Below are 26,005 nucleotides of genomic sequence, written 5' to 3'. Positions count from 1 at the left end.
TTTTAACATACAAACATGCACGCAGTAGAACTTATCGATTCACCTACATTGTTAATTATGGTGATAGGGATGATATTGTTTGTAGTCATCTTTTGGGCTATCTTCAGAAAAAGGTAACAAGATTATTATTATCTGTTAACTTTGCTGGCGAACAAATATTTAAAAATAAAAAAGTAAAGATTTAATGAACGTAAAGGGTAAAATCATTGAGATTTCAAATACTCAACAAGTAACAGGCAGTTTCAAAAAACGCGAATTTGTATTAGAATATGCGGAAAACCCGCAGTATCCTGAGTATGTGAAATTTGAAATGATCCAGGATAAGTGTAATCTTTTAGACACCTATAAGGTTAATGATGAAGTAAATGTTCACTTCAACTTAAAAGGAAGAAAATGGACAGACCCGCAAGGTTCTGTAAAATATTTCAATTCTTTACAAGCATGGAAATTAGAAGGAGCTTCAAGCGCTCAACCACAAAGCGGCAACACCCCTCCTCCACCAGCAGCCGACAACGGCATGGATCAAATGGAAGAACCAGGTTGGATTAGCAATGGAGATGAAGATGATTTACCTTTTTAATATTTTATGAAAACATTAGCGCTTTCACTATTACTTTTCATCGGCCTGTCATCATCTGACAAGGTTCGCGAAATAGAATACAACGGAAAAGCTGTAAAAACCACATTCAGTATTCCTGAAGCATTTTATGGCACTTACTCTGGTAGAAAAACTGGCTTTTTAGAGCTTAACCAAGACGGTACGGGCTCTTATAAGTACGATGTATTCGGCTTTGCTCCTGAAAGTTGTAAAAAGGATGTTATATCATTAGAATGGGGCTTTTTACTAGACGAGAACAATCAAATTGTAAAATTTGAAAGAGAATATGGATATTCTTATCCTGTTCTTTTAAAAAGCACAGGAGAAACACAATTTCAAGGATGCCGCAAACCTGTTATGCTAGACTTTATACTTGAGCATAAAAATGGTGTAATTGAAGTTTCATCTTCTGACGACTGGATAAAAATCTCAGAATAATTAGAATATGTGTCTTTAGATTGGTTAATAATTAGCATAATAATTAAAACCAAACACCTATGAAATTTAAGATCATTTTAATATTAGCATGTTTATTCAGCTCACCTTTATTGGCCACAGAAAAGCCAAAAAGAGGTCCTGATATAACTACTAAAACAATTGACTTACCTTCATTTAATAGTATTTCTGTCAACTCAAATTATACAGTATACCTCAAGCAAACTAACAAGCAAGAAGTATCTGTAGAGGTCCTAACTGAAATATATGAATTAAGTGAGTTTAAAGTAGAAAATGGTGTTCTACACGTAAATGTAGAAAGAAAAAAAGACACTAAGAGTAAGAGCGTTTGGTCTAAGATCGAGGATATAAAAATAGCGCCTACCATGAAATTATACGTGAGTGTTAAAGACATTCATGACTTAAAAGTAAATGGAGGGGGAAAAATTATCGGAGAAAATTCCATAGCCTCTAACGAACTAGACTTAAGCGTTACAGGAAGTGGAAATATTGATTTAGATATTAAAGGCTCAGAGATTAAAACTGTAATATCAGGATCGGGCAGCATTAACCTTAAAGGATATGCTTCTGAAAATGATATAACCCTAAGTGGCTCTGGCTCACTACATGCATTTGATTGCGAGCTTGAAGAGGCATCAGTAAAAACAAGCGGCTCTGGTTTATGTGAAGTAAATGTAACCAACCTATTGGAAGCTGAAATATACGGTACTGGTACGGTTAAACACAAGGGCTCCACTAAAAAAGTAGAGAGTAAACTTTATGGCTCCGGAACTATAGAAAGAGCTTACTAAAACTATATAACGCATAAAAAAAGCGCTTTCTATCCGAAAGCGCTTTTTTTATGCGTTACAGATTATAAATATATTAAAATGATCACATTGAATATAAATGAGTTATGAAATAAGTAATATTTTTGCATCGCCAACATTTATTGCCGAATGGAGTACAAACATTTATTTTTCTTAATTGCGTCTTTAGTATTTGTTAATGCCAAAGCGCAAGAGGCAGACATGTCTCATTTTAAAGCTTTTTCTGAGATTCCCACCACAGTAGAACCGTCATTATATCAAGAGCTGAATAATGCTGATAATCCTGAAAAGCGACTGGCCTACCTTGATACCATAGCACATATTTTTTTTAAAGCTGATTATGTAGATTCTATTATTGCCTATGGAAATAAAATAGACCAAGAGGTCATTAGGCTTGACTCAACCACCGCCACCTATACTTTTTACAAACAAAAAGCTGACTATTATGCCGGAGTTGGTAAACGTGAAATGGGACTCCTTGAAGATGCGGTAGCCACATTTATTGAAGGTTTACAGGTGGTTATAAATGGAGACTCCACCATGTACTACTATTTGCAACTAGGCCTAGCTGAGACATACCTGATAAGAAACGATATTGAAAGAGCCCACAGTCTACTAGAAAAAATACCAATACTACAAGAAGACTTCTCTCTGACCTTATCATTAATAATGGCCAAAAGCAATTACTACTTTTATGCAGGAGATCCATACAAGGCACTATCAGGTTACGAATCTATTTTAGACAATGAAAACATAGGATATTTCCCCAAAATTAAACTAAGAGCAGAGGTCAACAGAGGCTTAGTAAAAGCAAAAACTGACCTAAATAAAGAAGAAGCCATTTTAATTTTTAGGAAAGTTAAAAATGAAGCATTAAAGCATGAGTTTTATGACATCTACATCACCGCTATTCTAAATGAAGGGAGCATATACCAAGAGTTAAATGAATTTGAAATAGCTCAGGCAGCTTTGACTATGGCTTACATAAATTCGGTATCGTGGAACAAACTTATACTTCAAAAGAAAGTGATAGGTGCATTGGTGAATTTGTATGTCAGCCAGGGTGATTACAAAAATGCATATAGCCTGATGACCCAAGATGCCAACATTACAAAAATGATCTCTGCGAAGCAAAATAAAATGCAGCTCCATGAGATAGAGCTAAAGTATGAAACACTACAAAAGGAACGTAAAATTGATCTTCTTCAAAAAGAACAGATAAAAAAGCAGGCAGAATTAGACAACCAAAAAACTATTAAAAATGCCATATTGATAGGTTTTGTTGTAATCTTGGCCCCTATTATTTTATTACTTGTAGTTTACTACCAAAAACTACAGGCGCAAAGTTTATTAAATAAGCAGCAAGATGAAATTAATAAACAAGAGGTGCAATCATTATTACAATCTCAAGAACTCCAATTAGCAAAAACCGCCATAGCCGCTCAAGAAAAAGAGCGCAACCGCATTGCCAGAGAGCTACACGATAGTATAGGTGGTAATTTGGCCGGCATAAAGCTGCAAATGCATACTTTACCCGACCAAAGCAAGTTTACACAGCAACTGATACAACAGCTCGACATGACTTACCATCAGGTAAGAGAGATTTCGCATAGCCTAATACCAAAGGCATTTAAAGACCAAGCCTTTATTGACTTGGTTACTGCATATCTTAATAATTTAAATGATAGCCAGCAAACTACTATAAATTTCAGTGCTTATCCTGAAGCCAGAATTAACTTACTAGATCAGCAGCTGCAAGTAATGCTCTTCAACATCATTAAAGAACTAATCACAAATGCCTTTAAACATGCAGAAGCTTCTATTATCAATATTCAATTAAACATAATAGAAGATGAGCATACACTGGAGCTCTTATATGAAGATAATGGCGTAGGCTTCAACCCAGAAAAAGCTAAAAAAGGAATAGGACTCCGGAATATAAATGAACGAGTGAGTAACTTTAATGGCAGTATTGCCATAGACAGTGCTGCACAAAGAGGAACAGTAATAAGCATAAGCGTACCCAAATCTTAAGCCATGAAAAAGACTTATAATGTTATTATAGCCGATGATCATGCCATGTTTACTGACGGGCTTAAAAGCATATTGGCAGATCAATCAGACATAAAGATCAAACTCACTGCCACACATGGTGAAGAGGTGATCAAATACCTAAAAATGTTTAGTAACGATGTCATTGACCTTATTATAACTGACATCAACATGCCCGAAATGAATGGAGTTATGCTAAACAGTACTATTAAAAAAGATTATCCTCAGATAAAGACTCTGGTAGTAAGTATGCTCGAAGATGCACAAAGAATCAAAGAACTGGCTGATGCACAAGTAAATGGGTATGTTTCTAAAAACTCAGAAAAACACGAGCTATTACAAGCTATAAGAAGTATTCTCAAAGGAGAAAATTATTTCTCTGATAGAATTAGGCAAGTAATGATGAAGGCCGTTTTCGAAGCCAATAATACCCCTCAAATAGTACTCACTGAAAGAGAAAAAGAAGTAATAAAATTAATTGCTAAAGAGTATACCACACAAGAAATAGCAGATCAACTATTTTTAAGCAAGCATACTATTGAAAGCTACAGAAAAAGCTTAATATCTAAGCTACAGGTTAGAAATTTAGCAGGCCTTACAAGATATGCATTAGAAAATGGGCTGGTAGATTAACACACCCCTGAAAACAGTGAGTGCACTTTCACCATTTATGGTCTACTCCAGGGGCCGAGGTATCTTCATCTTTGTATCATAATAATTAATAAACAACTTTAAAATTATGATATACGGTATTACACTTATTTTATTAAGCATTATTGCAGTGCCTTCGTTAATTCTTGCTAAAAAGCCAAATGCAGCAGAATTGCTGTCTAAAGTAGAACCTTACCAAGGTTGGATCGGTCTAGTTTTCTGTTTTTGGGGTGTGTGGGGAATTATTTCAGCTATCCTCAATTTAGGTTGGTTAACCAGCGCTCCTATCTGGTGGGGTACTTTATTAGCCGGCAGTGTGGTAGAAGCAAGCTTAGGCTTTATGTTGGGCTTTTCGTTAATTAACAAATTAGTACTTGGCAGCAGCCCTACTGCTCAAGAAAAAGCAGCTTCATTAAGAGCTTCTATTGCTCCTAAACAAGGTAAATTTGGAGTTCTAGGACTAATAGTAGGTGCTTGGATGATCGTAGCATCGTTCATGTTTAGCATATAAAACTTATACCCGCTTTTCAAGCTTTTGTATATCGCAGTCAGTATAATAAAAGCTTTTCCACAACTTACATTTAAATATTCATGGGTATAAAGAAAGAGGCTCAGTGTAAAAACTGAGCCTCTACTTTTAAGCTCTTTTTAAAGTAATAATTGTTAATTCGGGAGGCATGCCTACCCTACCAGGATACCCCAGATACCCATAGCCTCGGTTAACATATAAATATTGATTACCCTCTTGATACAAACCTGCCCATTGCTTATAAACATACTGCGATGGACTCCACTTGATATCTCCTACCTCTACACCAAACTGAAACCCATGGGTATGTCCTGCAAACATAATATCAATATCACTGTAATCAGGCCTTACTTGTGCATCCCAATGGCTTGGGTCATGTGACAACAACAACTTTACGGAAGCTTCTTCGGTACCAGCATATGCCTGATCTAATTTACCATATTTAGAAAAACGACCTGCTCCCCAGTTTTCATTACCTATAATGGCAATCTTTTCACCTCCTAGCTCAATAAAACGGTGTTCGTTCATTAGCAAGTCATAATTCATATGCTTATGAGCGTCTTTAAGATCAATAAAGTTTTGAGCTTTATCCCGCGCTTTAGTCCATACGCGGTAATCTCCATAATCATGATTACCCGTAACAGAATATACCCCTAATGGAGCTTTTACTTTATCGAATATATTGATGTAATCTTTAACTTCAGAAGTTTCATTGTTCACTAAATCTCCGGTAAAAAACACCATATCTGGTTTCTCTTTCATAAACATCTCTACCCCACCTTTTACAGCTGTTTTATTAAAAAAACTACCAGTATGAATATCAGAGAGCTGGCCTATAGTTACCCCATCAAATGACTTGGGTAAATTGGGCAAATAAACAGTTTTTCTTCTCACCCTATAATCATGCGCTCCGGAAATGATACCGTAACTCATAGTTATAAAAGGGACACTACCTGCTAGTATGGCCGTTTTGGTTAAAAATTCAGACCTAGGTATGGGTTTACCAGTAGCTGCCGTAGAATCATTACTTTGAAAGTAGCCAAAAACTGCTCTAAAGAAACGAGTAATATCATCTATAAAAAGGAAGATAATGATAAAAAACTTAGAGAAGTAATTAATGAATATCCCAGTCAAAATCAACCCTCTTGAAGCTCCGGTAAACCATTCAGGGTCACCAAAATTATAGACTAATATCATCAGAAAGGTAGCAACGGTTAAACCCCAATAAGCCCATTTAACAATACTTTTCAGCTGCGATGAACTTTGCTTTAACACGAACACAACCCCTTGATAAACATATAAATCCAATAGCAGCAGCACTATTAAGATCAAAGGAATTAACATCAATTTATTCATAAAAAAAACCAATAAAAAAACTGTATCAAAAATTCCAGACATATTGACTATAAGAACTTGATACAGTTTTTAATTCAAAAATTAAGAATATTACTTCTTAGCTAACATTAAGCTTTCGGTTAATTTTAGCAAAGAACTGATACATTATAGGTACAATCACCAATGTTAAGAAAGTAGCGAAAGTTAGTCCGAAGATAATTGTCCATGACATTGGTCCCCAGAATACTACGTTATCACCACCTAAATAAAAATCAGGATCGTAGCTGGTAAAGAACTTTATGAAGTCAAAGTTTATACCTATTGCTAACGGCACTAAACCGAGAATTGTTGTAATGGCAGTAAGCAATACAGGTCTCAATCGGGTTTTTCCGGCCTCAGCTATAGCATCATTGATATCATCAAAATCAAGTCTATCTACACCTAGTTGCTTTAGCTTTCTCTCTCTGATAAGCTCAATAAAGTCGATAAGTACAATAGCGTTATTTACTACCACACCAGCCAGTGATATAATTCCTATCATGGTCATAATTACTACGAACTCCATATTGAATATGAATAGCCCTAAGAATACACCTACAGTACTTAATAACACTGATGACATAATGATTATAGGTGTAGTAATTTTATTAAACTGAGCTACAATGATTAAGAATATGATGAAAATTGCCAACATTAACGCCTGAGACAAGAAATCCATCTCCTCTTGCTGTTTCTGCTGTTCACCACCAAATTTATAATCATAGCCCGCTGGCATATTAAAGTCTGTAAGCAAATCTTTAATCTCCTGATTAATGGCTGTTGCATTATAATCTTGTAACACGTTAGAGTACAAAGTAATCACTCGCTCTAAGTCTTTTCTCTTGATAGAACCATACGTAGTACTGAGCTCCATAGTAGCCACCGCACTTATTGGAATTTGCACCATCTGACCTTTTTGATCGCGGAAAGTGATTTCTTTATTTTTAAGTACTTCTAAGTTATATCGGTACTTATCTTGAAGCCTAAGCTGAATTTCATAATCATCTTCTCCTTCTTTGTATTTAGAAATCTCTTTACCAAATAATGATGTTCTGATTTCATTGGCAATAGTCATTGTAGAAAGACCAAACCTTCTGGCTTTCTCTCTGTCTATATTTACCAAAAGCTCAGGTTTACCTGTCTCTAAGTCAGTTTGTAAATTTTCTATACCTTCAATATCTGACTCGTTGATAAACTTCTTCATTCTATCAGTGATGCTCACCAAAGAATCAATATTATCACCACTAACCTCAATATTGATAGGTTTACCTACTGGAGGCCCTGCTGCATCTTGATCTACAGTAATAGAAACGCCAGGATAACCCTTGATCGCATTCCTGATTTTCTGCATTATTATTCTGGTATCTACACCGTCTCTGTCTTTGAACTCCACAAAGTTAACAGTGATACGCCCTTTGTTAGGAGTGTCCGTTGACCCGAAAGCTCCAGGGTCATTTGGATCTGCTGTATCCTGACCTACCTTAGCAATTACAGATTCAACTACAGGACCATATGGCTCTACCACCTCTAGCACACGTTTTTCAACCTTTTTGGTAAAATCATTAGTCTTTTCTATATCCGTACCTATAGGAAACTCCACAAATACATTCACATATTTTGGCAAGTTCTCTGGGAAGAACAACACCTTTGGAGGGCTAAGTACATTAAGGTATATAGATAAGAAAAGTAGCACTATAGTACCCCAGAAGAACAACATAGGTCTGTAGCCCTTCAGCGCAAATTTTAATGTATTAGAATATATATTTTCTAACCATGGCAAGAAGCTCTCTTGGAACCTTCTACTCGATGGCATTAGCACATAAACATTAAGTACAATTAATAAGCCTGCAGCTACTAACAAGTTACCCAAGGCTGTCCATCCTATCACAAGGCAAATGGTACCTAGTAGCACAAAAATGCCCGTATTTCTTAATACTTTGGTATTGTCAATTCTGCGTTCATCTTCTATTTTCATGAATGCAGCAATCATTACAGGGTTAATAACCAATGCCACAAATAAAGAAGAGGTTAGTACGATCATTACACCAATAGGCAAGTATTTCATAAACTCTCCCATTAGCCCAGGCCACATGGCCAAAGGTAAAAATGCGGCTAACGTGGTAGCTGTAGAGCTTATAATAGGCCATGCCACTTCACTTACTCCGTTCTTAGTTGCTTGCCATGCTGTTTGTCCTTCTTCCATTAAACGATAAACATTCTCCACGATAACGATACCATTATCCACCAACATACCCAAGGCTAAAATAAGTGAGAATAGCACCATCATGTTAATGGTAATGCCGAGCATACTCATAATAAGGAAAGTAATAAACATAGATACAGGAATAGCCATACCTACGAATAGCGCATTTCTTGTTCCTAAGAAGAACAATAGCACCAACACTACTAATATTACACCAGAAATGATGTTATTCTCCAAGCTGTTTACCAAATCCTTAGTCATTTGACTTTGGTCATTGGTAATAGATACCTCTAAGCCGTTAGGGAAATCTTCCCTCATTTTTTCTAAAACCGCATTAATTTTTTCTGTCGCGATAAGTAAGTTTTCTCCACTTCCTTTTACTACATCTACAGAAACTACTGGGTTTAAAGATAATCGGGCAAAACTTTCGGGATCCACATAGTCAAAATCTACTTCGGCAATATCGCCTAGGTAAACTATGTTATTGTCTTCATGCTTTACTACAATATTGAGCATGTCTTGCGGGTCACTATACTCCCCTACAATACGAATAGTTCTTCTAACGTCTCCTTCTTTGATATTACCTGCAGAAAAGGTTAAGTTTTCAGCCTTTACAGCATTTTCAATATCACTGAAGTTTACTTTTCGGGCATCCATAAGGTATGGATCAGCCATAATCTTCACCTCTTTATCATCCACACCTCGAATTTCTACCGAAGAAATTTCGCTAATTTTCTCTAGCTCATCTTTTAAATCCTCTCCTATATCTTCTAAGTGCTCTAAACTAAAGTTACCCGAAAGGTTAATGTTCATGATAGGCATTTCAGAGAAATCCATTTCAAAAACATTAGGATCTTGATCCATATCATTAGGCAAATCTGGCTTGGCCTTATCTACGGCATCTTTCACTTTTTGTAGCGCATCATCGATATCAATATCTGGCTCAAACTCAACAATAATGGTAGAGTAATCCTGAACTGAAGTTGACTTAATATTATCAATTTCAGAAATATCATTAATCTCTTTCTCCAGAGGCCTAGTGATCAGGTTTTCGATATCGATAGGCGAGTTACCAGCATAAGGTGTACCTACATAAACCATAGGTTGCTCTACCTCAGGGTAACTATCTTTTGGAAGATTAACATATGCACTAATACCGGTAATTACAATCAAAAACAATAAGAAAAACACGGTATTCTTATTGTTTAACGCCATTTTGGTTAAACCAAACTCCTTATCTTCATGATGCTCTGCAGGAGTATTTTGTGGTTTACCTTGAGACGATAATAAATCTTTATCTAAATTCTCAGACATATCAAATATTAGTTATACTGATTAGATGTTAGTGTTATTAGTACTTCTTTCTACTGGCTGAATAGCAACTTCGTCAGTTAAGCTTCTATGCCCTTCTACCACTATTAAATCTCCTTGCTTTACTCCCTCAAGCACCTGAGTTACACCATCATAACTTTGCCCCACTTTCACCTTTTGCTTTTTAGCTATTGAGCCCTTATTAGTTTTAACAGCTTTGTACAAAAATTGACCTTCACTATCAGAAAGTATAGTTTGTGTAGGCACTACTAAAGCTCCTTTATCTTCATAGTCAATTAATTTAAGCATTACCACCTGATTAGGATTTACCTGAAAATCAAGCTTAGGTATTTTTACTTCAATTGAAAATGTTCTGTTATCAGTTTTAAGTACACTGCTTACTGATGATATCACTGACTTCACCGTTTTATCTTTTATAGGAAAATGTAGCTCTACTTCATCACCTACTTTAAAGTCATCGATGTAGCGCTCAGAAACATCTGCATCTATGTACATCATCTCTGGGCTTACTATTCTCACCAATTCTCTTCCTGGCTGAGACATTTCACCTACCCTGGCAGGCACTTGGTCAATCATTCCACTAAAAGGAGCTTTTACTATAGTTTGTGCTAACTGAGAATTAGTAGTAGCTAACTTCCTCTCCAAACCTTCTTTATTAGCTTTAGCTTCCAAGTACTGCATTTCCGTTCCAATCTTTTTCTCCCATAGGTTAGATTGTCTTTCATACACTGCGGTAGCTAATTCCAAGTTAGTTTTTATCTCAGCAATGCTATTTCTCAAAATATCACCGTCTAGCACTACTAACACTTGGCCTTTAGAAACTTTTTGCCCTTCAGAAACTCTTACATCATTTATAATTCCTGCTGTTTCAGACGTAAGCATTACATTTCTTCTTGACTCTACAGCTCCTCTGATTTCAATTTTGTGCTTAAAATCAACTGGCTGAATACTGGCAGTATTTACCAATAATCCTTTTTTAGTACCTTTTACTGCTGTGGTATCAAGAGTGGCTATCTCTTTTTGTAAAGTCTTAATTTTTAGCTTTAAGTCCTGAGCTTCTTTTTTATACTTAGCAAGCTCTTCTTTTTTGGCTTCTAACCCGTCTTTTTTGCAAGCTGCAAGCATGACAGAAAGTATAACTACGTAGGTTAGTATATTTTTCATTATAAGTATATTTTCTAATAGAGGTGATTAATTTTTATTGAGTTGACCGTATGCCTTCTGAAGTTCTACTTTAGCAACTAGCGCTTCGTACATGGCATTATAATAATTGGTTTGAGCTTCTTTGTAATCAGCATCCGCTTCTACTACTTCCAAATTAGAGCCCACTCCTTCCTGGTACTTAATTTTGGTTACATTGTAGATTTCTTCAGCCAGTTCCATATTCTCTTTCTGAGCTTCCATTTTTTTAAGCGCTGTCTCCATATTAATGCGGGACTGCTTCATCTCAAGATCTATACTATTTTCTAGCTGAGTAAAAGACTGCTCTAACTGTTTAATCTGTATTCTATTTTTTTGAATACGATTACTCTTTAATAACCCATCGAATATAGGCACACTTAACGTTAAACCCGCCAAACCATAATTTAACCAACGATCTCTCTCAAACAACTCATTAGACTCACTCGTTTGTGTGTTATATCCATAATTAAACTTAGCATATAAAGTAGGTACATACTGCACCTTGTTATTTTTCAAATCTAGCTGTGTTAATGCCATATTAGTTTGTAACTGAGAGTATTCAATTCTTTCGGCATAGTTAAAGTCTTCTCCTTGCGTACCAGGATCTTCAAAAGTCACCTCCTCTAGCTCATCTGTTAGAGTTATAGGATGAGAAAGATTAACGCCCATTTGAAACTTTAGCAAGTCACGACTTACGGCAAGCATTTTTTCAGCGTTTTCTAAATCCACAACCAAGTTATTATACTGCACCTTCAATCTGCTAACATCTATTTTTTCAGCAAAGCCATTTTCAAACATACTCTGCGTCTCATATAATAGCGTATCCAGCCTATTGAAGTTGGTTTTCAGTAGTTCAAACCTCGCTTCGCTTACCAAAGCATTATAATAAGCTTTTGAAACTGCCTCTATCACATCTATTTGCGTTTTAATGTGATCTTTGGTCGAAAGTTCCTTGTAGGTTTTTGAGGCCTGTAAGCCCACAAAGAAAGAACCATCAAAAATAAGCTGAGTGGCCGACAGGCTAATGTTGCCATCGTAAGTTTGGCCAAAAGCAAACTCCACCTCCTGACCTACCGGTGCAGTAGGATCGAAAGTACTGGCATCTAACAATGACTTTTGAACTTCAAAGTTATAGTTGACTCCTGCTCCCACGCTTATTTGTGGCAAACCTTTACTCAGTGTTTCGCCCACCTGCGTCTGTGCTATGTCCTTATCATAAGCTTTATTTATAATGTCCTGATTATGCTCCATGGCATAATCAATGCATTGTTGCAAAGAATAATCAGTGGGGGGATTTTCCTGCGCTGACAATTTGCTTACCCATAGTATCAGCAATACTATGAAGCCATGTTTTACTCTCATTTTCAATTATGGTTATGGTTATTTGGTAGTTCTAATTTTAAATATTGTTCGTATAATTCTTCACCTTGCTTGGTAATAATGCCCCTCATAAAATGATCAAACAAATGTAGTTGTACCTGTCTCATATTGTAAGAAGCATCAGGGTATAATTTATCGTTTAATGCTGTTTCTACTAACTCTACCCTAAAGGCGGCTAATAATTTAGTATCAATATCCTTTCTGTAGTAGCCAGAAACTATACCTCTATCCAAATTATCGGCTATAAACTCTTTTAAGTGTTTATCCTTAAAATTACTCCACAGCGCCCAAGTTTCTGGGTAGTACTTCTGCATATCAAAATGTAAAGATGGGTTTATACATTCAAAATCATCTTTCATACACCTGCTACACAAAATCAACTCATCAATAACATTTTCGGCAACTGCCTGTATACGAATATAATTTGCATGCAATTCATGCAAAACATGCTCTATTGATGTATGCACTAGTTCTTTTTTGTCTTTAAAAAACTGATATATTGTTTTTTTAGACATTGACAGCTCTCTTGCTAAGTCATCCATCGAAACGCTTCTGATACCGTACTTGGTATACATATCACAGGCTCCCGCTATCAACTTTTCTCTTGTATCGTCCACTACTCCTAAATTTGTCACGAAACTAAGGAAACTTTTATTATCCAGAAAGTTTCCTCGGTTTTTGAAAGAGAAAAAGGCAGATAATTTTCTGCCTAAAGTGAACTAGTTTTCTTCGTGTTTCTCTGGTGGCGGAGCAGCCTGCATGGGATGCATCCTTCCTCTCCCTCTTTCGTGCGGCTCACACCATTTCTGAAAAAACCTATTTTTTAGATTTTCTTTCTGTTCGGGGCTCATGCCTTCCCACTTTCGTTTCCATCTTTCTTTACCTCCAGGTCCTCCTCCACCAAACTTACCAACCAGTAACCTACACAACACTAATAAGCCTAAGGCTTGCCAATAAGTAATCATTGGTCCGTGAAATAGTTCAGGAATTAAATTATTCCATAACACCATTACTAATGCTCCCAGAATTCCAATCATAGTAATTACTCCTACAATGATTAGCCCCACTTTTTTTCGTTTTCTAAGTGCCATTATTTATAACTCCTTGTATATTGTTTCTAATTTTTTTCTAAGTGCCAGCATCGCATACCTTTTTCTAGATATTAAGGTATTTACTGGCAAACCATACTTCGCAGAAAGCTCTTTAAAACTTTTTTCTTCAAACTCATGCTGAATAAATATTTCGCGCTGCTCTTCAGGAAGCTCATCAAGCGCCACATTAAGCTCCTGCCATATCAATTCACGAAAATGCACATCTTCAGGAGAGCTCCCCAAGTCGGGCAATATGTCTACCAACATCAGTTGACCTTCATCATCCGATGACTGATAATTCAAATCCTCGGTTTTTATCTTTCTTTTCCTGTAAGAATCAATGATTTTGTTTCTTGCTACACTAAATAACCATGAAGTAGCACGCTCTAAAGATTTAATGGTTCCATACCCATCCACAAATTGAAATAATACATCCTGCAAAATATCTTCTGCATCTTCAGCATTATCTACCTTCGACCTTATAAAATTTAAAAGTCGCCCTCTTTCCCGCTTTATAGTCTCTTCCTGATGATTGCTCATGGATGTTACATTTACCGATATGGTCTGTCCATTACTCATATAAACCTATAGTCGAACGAGTAAGAGAAATATTTTATAAGTTTATAAAAAAAATAATTTAGTTATTTTGACCGAGCACACAATCATAGAAAACGGGTTTCATTTGCACTTTTCCAAATATGGTGAAGGTAAAAATATTATGCTTTGTTTCCATGGCTTTGGCCAAGACAGAACTTATTATAAAAATGTTTACAATAGCTTAGGCCCAGATTACACGCTTTATAGTTTCGATTTATTTTTTCATGGCAAAAGCAGGTGGCTAGACCCCAACCAGCCGTTCAGCCTAACCAATTGGTCTGAAATTTTAACAAATTTCCTCAACACATATCATATCAAGAAGTTTGAGCTAATGGGCTTCAGCCTTGGCAATAAGTTAGTATTAGCTTCAATAATTACTGCCCCAGAAAAAATCACCAAAGTGACATTAATAGCGCCTGATGGCATAAAAACAAACTTTTGGTATAAATTAGCTACTGAAAGAAAATTGACGCGCAACTATTTCAAAAGTATGATTAAAAGGCCTGAAAGGTTTTTCAACATCATCAATACGCTAAAAAAAATAGGGTTTCTTGACAGGGGGCTGCATAAATTTGCTTCTAGCCAAATGAATACTGAAGCCAAACGAGAACTGGTCTATAACACTTGGATGATCTTCTCTAAACTAAAATTTAGCACAAAAAAATTAGCGTCTACATTTAATCAAAATAAGATAAAACCAAACATATATATTGGCGCCCAGGATAAAATAATTACAACAAAAACAGTTAAAAATTTGATCAAATTGCTGGATGTGTACAATTTAGTGACTTTGGACAGTAACCATAATAAGCTAATTCTTATGGTTGCTAAGCATTTAAAAATGGTTAATCACTGATTTTTTCGATTAAAAATCATGTTAACAATGTATAGTTTAAAACTAAATACGTAGATATTTTGGATACAAGGATTAGAAACAAACTGATACAGTTAGCACGAACTGAAAGTGCTCCTATCTCCTACAGAAGGTTAATCAACACTGTTGAATTAGGCCTGAATCTGGACATAAAACACGAAAAGCAGTTATTAGGCACTATATTAGACGAAATCTCTATCGAAGAGCATGAACAAGGGCGCCCACTTTTAAGTGCACTTATACAAGATGCCAAAAACGGACAAGGCAACAGGTTTTTTAAACTGGGCGAAACGTTGGGCTATGGAGATTGGCAAACCTTAAAAAATGACGAATCGTTTAAAAATGAACAGATAGAGAAATGTAGGGATTTTTGGAAAGATGAAGACAATTACAAAAAATTCTTTTAATGCCGTGCTCTTCTGCCTCATAACAGGTGGCAGAAGAGCATATCTTCACGCCTAAGTGCAATAAAAACACCGCCATAACCTCCACTTTATAGCCACCCCCTGCCATAAAGGCTATATTCCAGTTATTTAAGATTTTAAGAAAGGCTAATCCTTTACTTTTAAATAATCTTTTTAATTCTTTTAACTACTTTTGCAGCATTAAAAATTAACCACCAAATCTTCAAATTTGATGATCCAATTTTTCCATGCTTCAGACCAGCGGTATTACGCAGTAGAACTATCGCAGCCTCTTAATGAGACCGATACAAAAAAAATAAAATGGCTATTGGGTAATGCAGCATTAGTTGACGCAGATTCCCTATCAGGCTATTTTGTGGGCCCTAGAAAAGAAATGATTACACCATGGAGTACCAATGCCGTGGAAATAACTCAAAATATGGGCATCAGCGGAATTAGCCGTATTGAAGAGTTTGAAAAGGTAGAAAATGCAGATGCAGCGCACGACCCTATGCTGCAGGTTTTGTATAACAACCTTAATGCTGACCTTTTCACTATCAACAAAAGTCCTGATCCGGTAAAAGAAATTGACAACATTGCAGCTTATAATGAAGCTGAAGGTTTGGCCCTAAGTGAAGAAGAAGTTAACTATTTAGAAGGTGTAAGTGAGAAGCTAGGAAGAAAACTTACTGATAGTGAAGTTTTTGGATTCTCTCAGGTAAACTCAGAGCACTGCCGTCATAAAATTTTCAACGGCACCTTTATTATTGACGGAAAGGAAAAAGAAAAATCTCTATTCAGATTAATAAGAGACACCTCAGACAAGCACCCTAATTATATAGTTTCTGCTTATAAAGACAACGTAGCCTTTATAGAAGGCCCAGTGGCAGAGCAGTTTGCCCCAGCTACGCAAGACAAGCCTGACTTCTTTACTACCAAAGACATTGACACGGTAATCAGCTTAAAAGCTGAAACACATAACTTCCCCACTACAGTAGAACCTTTTAACGGTGCTGCTACAGGTTCAGGAGGAGAAATAAGAGACAGACTAGCTGGCGGAAAGGGAAGTTTACCTTTGGCCGGAACTGCTGTGTACATGACCTCATACTCACGATTGGAAGAAAACAGAAGCTGGGAAAAAGATTTAGCTCCAAGAAAATGGTTGTATCAAACACCAATGGACATTCTCATCAAAGCGTCTGATGGAGCCAGTGATTTTGGAAATAAATTCGGCCAGCCACTTATCAGCGGTAGCGTATTAACTTTTGAGCATACTGAAAATGATAAGTCATATGGCTTTGACAAAGTAATTATGCTTGCTGGCGGTATTGGCTATGGCAAGAAAAAAGATAGCTTAAAAGCATCTCCTGAAATTCAGGATAAAATAGTAATACTTGGTGGCGACAACTACCGCATAGGCATGGGTGGTGGCGCAGTATCTTCTGTAGCCACTGGTGAGTTTGGTAACTCTATAGAACTAAATGCTATTCAACGTTCTAACCCGGAAATGCAAAAGAGGGTAATGAATGCCATTAGAGCTATGGTAGAAAGTGATGAAAACCCTATCATCTCCATCCACGACCATGGAGCCGGAGGACACCTCAACTGTTTATCAGAACTAGTAGAAGAAACTGGAGGAACCATAGACATACAAAAACTGCCTGTGGGTGACCCTACACTATCTGATAAAGAAATAGTAGGTAACGAATCTCAAGAAAGAATGGGATTAGTAATGAAGGAAAAAGATCTTGAATTACTGAAAAAAGTGGCTGATAGAGAGAGATCACCGATGTATGTTGTGGGTGAAGCTACGGGCGATGGTCATTTTAAATTTGAAAATAAAGATGCTGACAAAAATGCTATAGACTGGGATCTATCGCATATGTTTGGCTCATCTCCAAAAACTATATTAGAAGACAAAACTTCTAAGAGTAACTTCTCAGACCTATCGTATAGCGTTGAGAATCTCAAATCATATTTTGAAGCCGTATTACAACTGGAAGCTGTAGCATGTAAAGATTGGTTAACCAATAAGGTCGATAGGTCTGTAACAGGAAAAGTAGCTACACAACAAACATGCGGAGAAATACAACTACCGCTTAATAATGTTGGGGTTATGGCGCTCGACTACAAAGGCAAAAAAGGTATCGCCACTTCTATTGGTCATGCGCCAGTAAGTGCTTTGGTTGATCCTGATGCAGGCTCAAAACTATCTATTGCAGAAGCTTTGACCAATATCATCTGGGCACCACTAAGCCACGGCCTTGGCGGAATATCTCTTAGCGCCAACTGGATGTGGCCTGCCAAAAACGAAGGAGAAAATGCTAGACTTTACAGTGCCGTAGAGGCGGTGAGTAACTTCGCCCAAGAGCTAGGGATCAACATTCCTACGGGTAAAGACTCATTATCTATGACCCAGAAATACCCTGACGGAAAAGTGGTCTACTCACCAGGGACAGTTATCATAAGTTCGGTAGGTGAAGTGAGCGATGTAACACAAACCATCACTCCAAACCTTAAAAAGGCTGACAATGCCTTTATGGCGTACGTAGATCTTTCGTTAGATAAGTTTGAACTTGGTGGCAGTTCATTTGCTCAAGTGCTTAATAAGTTAGGTCAGAAAGCCCCTACTGTAAAAGATGCAGAATACTTCAAAAAATCTTTTGGAGCTATTCAAAAACTGATCAAAGGAGATTTAATATTAGCCGGTCATGATATTTCTGCAGGAGGTATGATTACTGCTTTAGCAGAAATGGCATTCCCTAGCGAATCACTAGGTCTAAATATCGATCTTTCCGCACTGCCAGAAAGTGACATCATAAAGATTTTATTTAGTGAAAAGCCTGGATTAATCCTTCAGCTTAATAATGAAAGTGCTTTCAATCATCTGCAAGATCAAGGTATAAAAGCTTACAAAATAGGCAAAACCACTACTGAGAGAAGCTTGAACATCAGCTTTAACGGCAGCACTTACAGTTTTGACATAGATGACTTAAGAGACACCTGGTTCAAAACAAGTTATTTACTTGACAGACAACAGACAGCAAGTGATTTAGCAAAAGCTCGTTTCGAGAACTACAAAAAACAGCCACTTAATTATCGTTTCCCTGAGCATTTTACAGGCAAACTTGACAAATACAACATAGACCTTAACAGGAAGAACAAAACTGGCTTAAAGGCCGCAATTATCAGAGAAAAAGGTGTGAATGGAGACAGAGAGATGGCTTGGGTAATGCACCTTGCTGGCTTTGATGTAAAGGATGTTCACATGACGGATTTAATTTCTGGTAGAGAAGATTTATCTGACATACAGTTCCTTGTATTCGTGGGAGGATTCTCCAATTCTGATGTATTAGGTTCTGCTAAAGGGTGGGCAGGTGCATTCTTATTTAATGAAAAAGCAAAAGCGGCCTTAGATAATTTCTACAGCCGACCTGACACCTTGAGTTTAGGTGTGTGTAATGGCTGTCAATTAATGATGGAACTAGGCTTGATATACCCTGAAATGGAAAACCATCCTACTATGAAGCACAACAGATCGGAAAAATTCGAGTCATGCTTCATTAATTTGGAAATTCCACAATCTAACTCTATCCTATTTAGCACACTTGCAGGCACTAAACTGGGAGTTTGGCTAGCACATGGAGAAGGAAGGTTTGACTTAGAAGGTGATAAGAGAAATTACAACTTCGCTGCAACATTTGCTTATGACGCATACCCTGCCAACCCTAACGGGTCAGATTATGCCACGGCTGCATTGTGTTCAGTGGATGGTCGTCATTTAGCCATTATGCCGCACTTAGAGCGCTCTTTATATCCTTACAACTGGGCTGACTACCCTCAAGGCAGAAAAGACGATGTAAGCCCTTGGATAGAGCCATTTGTAAATGCCCGTAATTGGTTGCTAGAAAAAAATAATTAAAATACAATAAGACGAGATTTCATTTAAATAAGGACAGGATTTACTATAAAAAGAGAAGAATAAATATTATATTAATAATACTTCCCTTTTAAATAACTGACCATATGAAATCTCGTCTCATCACCATCCTACTCATAGGAGTAATGCCTCTACTCCTATATGCATGTTTTACTTACAGAGAATTACCTGTAGAATACGACTATAGCTACCGTGGTAAGTTTAAAAAATACAAAACTTACGACTTCCTCATTCAGACTGACATTGATGAAAACTTAACCAGTACTAAGGCTATAACATACGCTATTGAAAATCACATGAAATTTTTGGGCTACAAACAGAATAACAGTAAGCCCGACTTACTCTTATCTTTTAAAGTTTATATGGATAGCCTAAACTTCAGAGGCTATAAGCAACCCAACATTATTGAGTGGGCCGAACGCCCATCAACAGAAATTACTTATGAAAGACAAAAGTATGATATAAAAAAAGGAACGTTACTGATTCAATTTTTTGATCGCAAACAAAAAATGTCGATTTGGCAAGGTTATGCCACCGACTATTACAAAAAGGTAGACTTCAATAACATAAAAGACGTAAATAACGCTGTAAAGTCCATTTTGAACAAATATCAATTCTTTGCTGAGGACTTTTTGAAGGAGCAAAATGAGGCACTTTCGGATGGATCTTGAAATTTTTTACATTTTTTTTCGCACAATGTTTTTGTTTTTAAAATTTCCTACTACATTTGCATTCCCAAACGATAAGGGAAACACAAAATGCCCGATGGTGTAACTGGCAACACGTCTGATTTTGGTTCAGAAGAGTCTAGGTTCGAGCCCTAGTCGGGCAACTAAAAAGGCGGACTAATTAGTCCGCCTTAGTTGTTTAAACGGCAAAATGAAAAAAATGTCATCAGTTAAAATCTTCTCCGGAAAGTCTACTGAGTATCTAGCACACAAAATAGCTCAGGCATATGGTAAACCTTTAGGTGAAGTTACTCTCCAAAAATTTAGCGATGGAGAAATGTCTCCATTCTTCTCAGAATCTGTAAGAGGTAGCGATGTTTTTCTAATTCAATCAACTTTTCCTCCAGCGGACAATTTCTTAGAGCTGTTACTGATGATAGATGCAGCAAAGAGAGCCAGCGCTAAATATGTAACAGCCGTAGTTCCTTATTTCGGTTATGCACGCCAAGACAGAAAAGATAAGCCAAGAGTTGCTATCGCAGCTAAGTTAATGGCCAACCTTTTATCTGCTGCTGGTGCTGACAGAATAATGACTTGCGACTTACATGCCGATCAAATTCAGGGATTCTTTGATATTCCTGTTGATCACTTGGATGGGACTTCAATCTTTATTCCATACATCAGATCATTACAATTAGAAAACATCATGTTTGCTTCACCTGACGTTGGTGGTGTGAAGCGCACAAGATACTTCGCCAAGTTCTTCAATGCAGAAATGGTAGTTTGTGACAAGTTTAGAGAGAAAGCAAACGAAGTAGCCACTATGAGGCTTATTGGTGATGTAGAAGGTAAGGATGTAGTAATGGTAGATGACCTTATCGATACTGGAGGCACTATTTGTAAAGCAGCAGCCCTTTTGAAAGACAAAGGAGCAAGATCTGTAAGAGCAGTAGCCACTCACCCGGTATTATCAGGCAAAGCCTACGAAAATATCGAGAAATCGGTATTAGAAGAATTAGTAGTAACAGATAGTTTGCCTATCAAGCAAGAGTCTAGCAAAATTAAAGTTCTTACTTTATCTGACTTATTTGCAAAGGCTATTCGTAAGATTCATGATCACGAATCTATCAGTTCACTGTTCATTCATTCATAAGATTTTTTCTAACATAAATATATATTACTATGAAAACAGTTGAGATTATAGGGTTTAAAAGAGCAAATCTCGGCAAGTCTGAATCTAAAAAATTACGTGCAGAAGGTTATGTACCTTGCGTAATTTATGGAGGAGACAAACAAGTTCACTTTTACGCTCCAATGATTCTTTTCCGTGAGTTAGTTTATACTGACAAAGCTCACTTCGTTAATATTAACGTAGAAGGAGAAGAGTTCCAAGCGATTCTTCAAGACATACAATTCCACCCAGTAAGTGAGATTATTCTTCACGCTGACTTCTTACAATTATTCGATGGAAAAGTTGTAAAAATGGATATCCCTGTACACTTCGAAGGAGAATCTCCAGGAGTTGCAAAAGGTGGTACTTTAATCAAGAAAAGAAGATACTTAAGAATCGAGGCATTGCCTAAAAACATGCCTGAATTCGTAACAGTAAACCTTAGTTCTTTAGACTTCGGTAAAGCAATTAAAGTTCAAGAAATTGAAGAGAATAATTTCAATATCTTAGACTCTAAAATTGCATCAGTAGCGGTAGTAGAAATTCCTAGAGCACTTAGAGGAAAAACTAATATGGCTGATGATGATGCTGAAGAAGAAGCTGAGGCATAATAACTGCTTTTTAAAGATTCAAATCCTACCCCTAATAAGGGTAGGATTTTTTGTTTAAAGACAATTACAGACAATGAAATACCTAATTGCAGGACTTGGAAACATAGGAGCCGAATATGAAACCACAAGGCATAATATCGGTTTTTTAACACTCGACAGGCTGGCTGAACAGGAAAAGGCATCTTTTGAAGTAAGCAAACTCGCTTTTAAAAGTGAGTTCAAGCACAAGTCTCGTCAAATTCATTTAATAAAGCCTACCACTTACATGAACCTTAGCGGGAAAGCCATTAATTACTGGCTGCAAGAGCTTAAAATTCCTAAAGAGAACCTATTAGTAATAGTAGACGATATAGCGCTTCCTTTTGGCAATTTGAGGCTGAGAACCAAAGGATCTGCAGCCGGACATAATGGGCTTAAAAACATAGAGCAAGTTTGTGGCGGAAGCAATTACTCTAGACTTAAATTTGGTATAGGCGATGACTATGCCAAAGGGAAACAAATTGATTTTGTACTCAGCTCATTTACTCGATCTGAATTTGACATGCTCCCAGAAAAAATGGATAAAGCTATAGATATGATATTGTCATTCTGTACTATAGGAGCAGTGAGAACTATGAACAGCTTTAATGACTAACACTAGAACTGAGGAAGGATTACTTCAAAGATGGTAAAGCCTTCCTTAGATTTTTTAATACTAATCTCTCCTTTTAGCTTTTCTACAGCCAACTTAGCCAGATAAAGCCCTAAGCCAGCTGTATCAGCTATTTCTGACACCTTAGAAAAGATTTCAAAAACTTTATGGCTTAGCTTATCATCTATGCCTATTCCGTTATCTATCACTTCCATAAACACCATTCCTTCCTTCTTCTCCACCCTTACTCGTACAAAAGATGCTAAACGTTCAGAGGTATTATGAAATTTAAAGGCATTGCTAATTAAGTTATTCAATATAATTCTGATAAGCCCCTCATCACTCAGCAGGGTTAACCCTTCATCTATATCTACATTAACAGCAATATCTTTCTTTTTATAATTACTTCGTTGTTCTGCTATAATATCTCGTATTACAGGCTGAATAACTATGGTATTTTTCTCTACCAAAGAAGTATTGATCTGATTTATAATTAACAGCTTAGATAGTATTTCATTTAATCGGTCAGCCGTTTTGCCTAGCTTTTCAAAATAGTCTCGAGCTTTAGCATCTTCAATATCTATCATTGCTACATTGCACATACCTTGCAGCGTTGCCAATGGCCCTCTGATATCATGAGAGGTTTTATAAATGAAATTATCGAGTTCGTTGTTAGATTTAATCAATGCAGCATTGGAAGCTTTCAGCTCCTTGGTCCTTTCCTTAACCTTCTCCTCTAGCTTAAAGTTAACATCTGTAAGTGCATGATTCTGCTTTTCAATGGTGGCATTTGCTGTAGATAGAGCGTGATTTACCTTTTTCCTTTGTTGATTATTTTTAATCAATATAATAAGAATAATTACAGCCATAAGTGTAATAATCCCTAGCAGCATCAACAAGGTAGTTCTTTTACTTATCTCGTTTTTCTGAAAATCTATAGTTTCAAGGTTCTCCTTCTCTTGGTATTCAACTTGTATAGAAGCCAAATTCTTAATAACCCCCTCATTTAGGATCAGACTGTTTAACGAATCGTATTTTTCTTTAAACAAATACGCGTCCTTATACTCATTTAATTCAAAATAAATTTTTGCGTATAAATCGTAATTATCCCTATACCATGTTCTATATTCTAGCTTGGTTGCTAATTTTTGACTTTTATCGAGGTTGAGTTTGGCGTTTTTCAAATTCCCCCTTTTAAGTTCTACAAAAGCTAAAAAGTGATAATTTATCACCTGATACCTCTCGTAATTACCATTTTCAGAAAGGGTAATTGAATTTTGAAGGTTTTCCTCTGCCTCCATTAATTTCTCTTCATGAAAGTAAGCGATTCCAGCTCCGCTATATACACTTATTTTACTGAGCTCACTACATTTCTCCTGCTCACACAACTCCAGAGCCTGATTGAAATACTCTAATGCCTTTTCATAATTTTTTAAATCTGTATAACAGACACCAATGTTGTACAAGGTATTCGTTACCCCAAGGTCATCCCCGATTTTATTTTGAATTTTTAGAGTATTTAAAAAATATCCAAGTGCTTTTGAATAATCAGTTATTTTCAAATAAACCAAGCCAATATTATTAAAGGAATTAGCTATTTCAACGGGGTTTCTTTCTTTTTCTCTTAACCTTAAAGCTCTTAAATGATAATCTAATGCTGCATCATATTCTCCAAACAAATAGCAGGCATTACCTAAGTTGTTGAGTATTTCTGACAATGACTCATGAGACTCTAAAACCTCACATATAATAAGGGCCTGTTTATAATGATCAATAGCATCTTTATAAAAGCTCTTTTTTTGATACAACAACCCTATACTAAAGTCAGATTGGAGAATTGACACAGAGTCCCCCTTATCAATTGCTAATTCTTTAAATACCTCCGCATACTTTATAGCACTGTCAATGTCAATCTTTCTATACCTGAGAAATAATGACTTGGCATAATCCATTTTTTCTGCACTATTTATTTCAGAATTCAATAAATTTTTTAGAGAATCTAAATTATCTTGCGCAGATAAATACAGAGGAAATAAAGTGATAATCAAGTATATAATTAAGCTTCGCTTCACAAGGAATATCCTTTTCAAAAACACATGTAAGTTTATAGTCAAAGTTAAGTGGAGTCTTTATAAAATAATATGCTAATTTGCATCTATTGTTTATCCTAATTAATATCAGTATAAATAAATTTGCCGACTCACAATTCTTTTTTAAATAAAAGAAATTTTTTCATCATTTGACTATTTTTTTACAACAAAGTATTCTCAAAACTAAACTAAAACATATGAAAACTAAGTTATTAACCCTTTTTACAGTTGTATTATTGTCTGGCATTTTTTATTCATGTTCTGAAGAGGATATTAATCCACGTCAAAACCAAGAAGAATTTACTGAAGGCGGAGGTTCTGAAGGCAATCCAGTTGACAGTGAAAATGGAGGTATTGGAAGTTAATTGCCAAAACATAATGTGACTTAAATCATTTAATGATGGAAGAGACTCACGGTGTTAACCATTGAGTCTCTTTTTATTTAAAATAAATATTGCACTCAGGAAGTAAGTTTTTGATGCTGTTTACCTCTATTTCACTAATTTGATTGTTCCTTATGATTAATGTTTTCAGTTTTTTTAACTGTGTTATATTATCTGGTAAACTTTCTAATTCATTATCTGACACAATCAACAATTCTAGATTTGATAACTTTCCAATAGAATTTGGTAAAGCTGTTAATTGATTATTATTTATTATTAATGCCTTTAAAGACTTTAGTTCACCCAAACTTTCAGGCAGCGCTTTTAACTTATTAAACTCAAGGTTTAATTCCTTTAAGTTATTAAGTCCACTCCAGTCTACATTAGCTTCATTCATTTGATTATGCCCTAAGTTGAGGACCTCTAACTTTTGCAGTTTAGACAAATCATAAGGCACATCACTTATCTGATTATAATCTAGCTCTACTACCTTAAGCTTTTTACACTCCGCAAAGCCCACAGGAAACCTCCCAAGATCATTAATTGATAAATGAAGGTATTCTAAGTGCTTTAACCTCGCCACATCTTTACTGACCTCCATAATGTGATTATTAGAAAGCTCTAGCTTAATTAAGTGCGGCAGCAACTTAATATCATCAGGGATTAGCTTTAACGTATTTAACTTAGCATTTAAGATTTCTAGCTTTCTTAATTCAAATATTGAATGATCCCAAGTTTCGAAGTTATTACGCATAATATTCAAAAACCTCAGTTCTTTAAGCTTTTCTATATTATCGTCTAAGCTAAACAGGTGCTGATCTCTCAGGTTTAATTGTTTAGCCTTCGTATCTGCATTTACGGCATCTGTAATACTCGTATAAACCTTTTCCTTTAATGGATTTACATATTGTGCAGAGACATTAAAGACAGTTGAAAAACTTGCTAAAAGATATAATATAATAGCTCTCATGTGCATAAA

The 26,005-nt window shown here is 36.1% G+C and carries 23 protein-coding genes and 1 tRNA gene; 15 read left to right on the top strand and 9 right to left on the bottom strand.

The features are described from left to right. Window positions 1-184 precede the first annotated feature (184 nt). The 6 genes from ACXACQ_RS10685 (at window position 185) to ACXACQ_RS10660 (ending at window position 5,077) form a co-directional block, all read left to right on the top strand. On the top strand, window positions 185-580 hold the full coding sequence (locus ACXACQ_RS10685) for a DUF3127 domain-containing protein (protein ID WP_474975933.1): 396 nt from the start codon (window positions 185-187) through the stop codon (window positions 578-580). 6 nt (window positions 581-586) lie between these two features. After that, window positions 587-1,036 (top strand): hypothetical protein, encoded by a 450-nt coding sequence (locus ACXACQ_RS10680; RefSeq protein ID WP_474975932.1) that lies wholly within the window; start codon window positions 587-589, stop codon window positions 1,034-1,036. A gap of 59 nt (window positions 1,037-1,095) precedes the next feature. Continuing rightward, window positions 1,096-1,845 carry a head GIN domain-containing protein gene (locus ACXACQ_RS10675; RefSeq protein ID WP_474975931.1) on the top strand — a complete coding sequence of 250 codons (750 nt, stop codon included), beginning with the start codon at window positions 1,096-1,098 and terminating at the stop codon, window positions 1,843-1,845. Window positions 1,846-1,992: 147 nt separating this feature from the next. Further along, a complete protein-coding gene (locus ACXACQ_RS10670; RefSeq protein WP_474975930.1) occupies window positions 1,993-3,897 on the top strand; it encodes a tetratricopeptide repeat-containing sensor histidine kinase in 1,905 nt (634 codons plus the stop codon). Window positions 3,898-3,900: 3 nt separating this feature from the next. After that, window positions 3,901-4,548: a response regulator gene (locus tag ACXACQ_RS10665; protein WP_474975929.1), complete on the top strand. Its 648-nt coding sequence runs from the start codon at window positions 3,901-3,903 to the stop codon at window positions 4,546-4,548. Between the two features lie 106 nt (window positions 4,549-4,654). Next, window positions 4,655-5,077, top strand: coding sequence for a hypothetical protein (locus ACXACQ_RS10660; protein WP_474975928.1), 423 nt, complete (start codon window positions 4,655-4,657; stop codon window positions 5,075-5,077). Between the two features lie 126 nt (window positions 5,078-5,203). Here ACXACQ_RS10660 and ACXACQ_RS10655 read toward each other — a convergent pair whose 3' ends face one another. From ACXACQ_RS10655 to ACXACQ_RS10625, 7 genes are all read right to left on the bottom strand, one after another. Next, window positions 5,204-6,451, bottom strand: a complete 1,248-nt coding sequence (locus ACXACQ_RS10655) for a metallophosphoesterase (protein WP_474975927.1) — start codon at window positions 6,449-6,451, stop codon at window positions 5,204-5,206. 97 nt (window positions 6,452-6,548) lie between these two features. Then, entirely contained in the window at window positions 6,549-9,986 is a 3,438-nt protein-coding gene (locus tag ACXACQ_RS10650) for an efflux RND transporter permease subunit (RefSeq protein ID WP_474975926.1), read from the bottom strand. A 21-nt stretch (window positions 9,987-10,007) separates the two neighbouring features. After that, a complete protein-coding gene (locus tag ACXACQ_RS10645; RefSeq protein WP_474975925.1) occupies window positions 10,008-11,168 on the bottom strand; it encodes an efflux RND transporter periplasmic adaptor subunit in 1,161 nt (386 codons plus the stop codon). 27 nt (window positions 11,169-11,195) lie between these two features. After that, complete coding sequence (locus ACXACQ_RS10640) at window positions 11,196-12,548, bottom strand: TolC family protein (protein WP_474975924.1); 1,353 nt, start codon at window positions 12,546-12,548, stop codon at window positions 11,196-11,198. Between the two features lie 2 nt (window positions 12,549-12,550). Continuing rightward, complete coding sequence (locus ACXACQ_RS10635; protein WP_474975923.1) at window positions 12,551-13,201, bottom strand: TetR/AcrR family transcriptional regulator; 651 nt, start codon at window positions 13,199-13,201, stop codon at window positions 12,551-12,553. Between the two features lie 84 nt (window positions 13,202-13,285). Next, window positions 13,286-13,657 (bottom strand): hypothetical protein, encoded by a 372-nt coding sequence (locus ACXACQ_RS10630; RefSeq protein WP_474975922.1) that lies wholly within the window; start codon window positions 13,655-13,657, stop codon window positions 13,286-13,288. A gap of 3 nt (window positions 13,658-13,660) precedes the next feature. After that, entirely contained in the window at window positions 13,661-14,236 is a 576-nt protein-coding gene (locus ACXACQ_RS10625; protein WP_474975921.1) for an RNA polymerase sigma factor, read from the bottom strand. A gap of 67 nt (window positions 14,237-14,303) precedes the next feature. On the opposite strand from ACXACQ_RS10625, the gene ACXACQ_RS10620 reads away from it, so the two are divergent. The 8 genes from ACXACQ_RS10620 to pth all read left to right on the top strand — a co-directional run bounded on the left by ACXACQ_RS10620 (window position 14,304) and on the right by pth (window position 22,556). Then, window positions 14,304-15,110 carry an alpha/beta hydrolase gene (locus ACXACQ_RS10620; RefSeq protein ID WP_474975920.1) on the top strand — a complete coding sequence of 269 codons (807 nt, stop codon included), beginning with the start codon at window positions 14,304-14,306 and terminating at the stop codon, window positions 15,108-15,110. A 59-nt stretch (window positions 15,111-15,169) separates the two neighbouring features. Then, window positions 15,170-15,535 carry a hypothetical protein gene (locus tag ACXACQ_RS10615; RefSeq protein ID WP_474975919.1) on the top strand — a complete coding sequence of 122 codons (366 nt, stop codon included), beginning with the start codon at window positions 15,170-15,172 and terminating at the stop codon, window positions 15,533-15,535. Window positions 15,536-15,761: 226 nt separating this feature from the next. After that, the gene (gene purL / locus ACXACQ_RS10610; protein WP_474975918.1) at window positions 15,762-19,454 is read left to right on the top strand and encodes a phosphoribosylformylglycinamidine synthase; all 3,693 of its coding nucleotides are present in this window, start codon (window positions 15,762-15,764) and stop codon (window positions 19,452-19,454) included. A gap of 104 nt (window positions 19,455-19,558) precedes the next feature. Further along, the gene (locus ACXACQ_RS10605) at window positions 19,559-20,143 is read left to right on the top strand and encodes a DUF4136 domain-containing protein (protein WP_474975917.1); all 585 of its coding nucleotides are present in this window, start codon (window positions 19,559-19,561) and stop codon (window positions 20,141-20,143) included. 88 nt (window positions 20,144-20,231) lie between these two features. Next, a tRNA-Gln gene (locus ACXACQ_RS10600) sits at window positions 20,232-20,304 on the top strand. A 56-nt stretch (window positions 20,305-20,360) separates the two neighbouring features. Then, window positions 20,361-21,293: a ribose-phosphate pyrophosphokinase gene (locus ACXACQ_RS10595; protein WP_474978471.1), complete on the top strand. Its 933-nt coding sequence runs from the start codon at window positions 20,361-20,363 to the stop codon at window positions 21,291-21,293. Window positions 21,294-21,322: 29 nt separating this feature from the next. Next, complete coding sequence (locus ACXACQ_RS10590) at window positions 21,323-21,922, top strand: 50S ribosomal protein L25/general stress protein Ctc (protein WP_474975916.1); 600 nt, start codon at window positions 21,323-21,325, stop codon at window positions 21,920-21,922. Between the two features lie 73 nt (window positions 21,923-21,995). Beyond that, complete coding sequence (gene pth, locus ACXACQ_RS10585; protein ID WP_474975915.1) at window positions 21,996-22,556, top strand: aminoacyl-tRNA hydrolase; 561 nt, start codon at window positions 21,996-21,998, stop codon at window positions 22,554-22,556. Window positions 22,557-22,558: 2 nt separating this feature from the next. Here pth and ACXACQ_RS10580 read toward each other — a convergent pair whose 3' ends face one another. Continuing rightward, window positions 22,559-24,535 (bottom strand): tetratricopeptide repeat-containing sensor histidine kinase, encoded by a 1,977-nt coding sequence (locus ACXACQ_RS10580; protein WP_474975914.1) that lies wholly within the window; start codon window positions 24,533-24,535, stop codon window positions 22,559-22,561. A gap of 305 nt (window positions 24,536-24,840) precedes the next feature. Between ACXACQ_RS10580 and ACXACQ_RS10575 the strand changes: the two genes are divergently transcribed. Then, the gene (locus tag ACXACQ_RS10575) at window positions 24,841-25,008 is read left to right on the top strand and encodes a hypothetical protein (RefSeq protein ID WP_474975913.1); all 168 of its coding nucleotides are present in this window, start codon (window positions 24,841-24,843) and stop codon (window positions 25,006-25,008) included. 73 nt (window positions 25,009-25,081) lie between these two features. On the opposite strand, the gene ACXACQ_RS10570 is transcribed toward ACXACQ_RS10575, so the two are convergent. After that, window positions 25,082-25,996, bottom strand: a complete 915-nt coding sequence (locus ACXACQ_RS10570; RefSeq protein ID WP_474975912.1) for a leucine-rich repeat domain-containing protein — start codon at window positions 25,994-25,996, stop codon at window positions 25,082-25,084. Window positions 25,997-26,005: the final 9 nt, after the last annotated feature.

The organism is Fulvivirga sp. AWR4_260, assembly GCF_056158185.1.
Note: the sequence above shows the minus strand (reverse complement) of the source record. Positions and strands in the feature narration are given on the sequence as shown.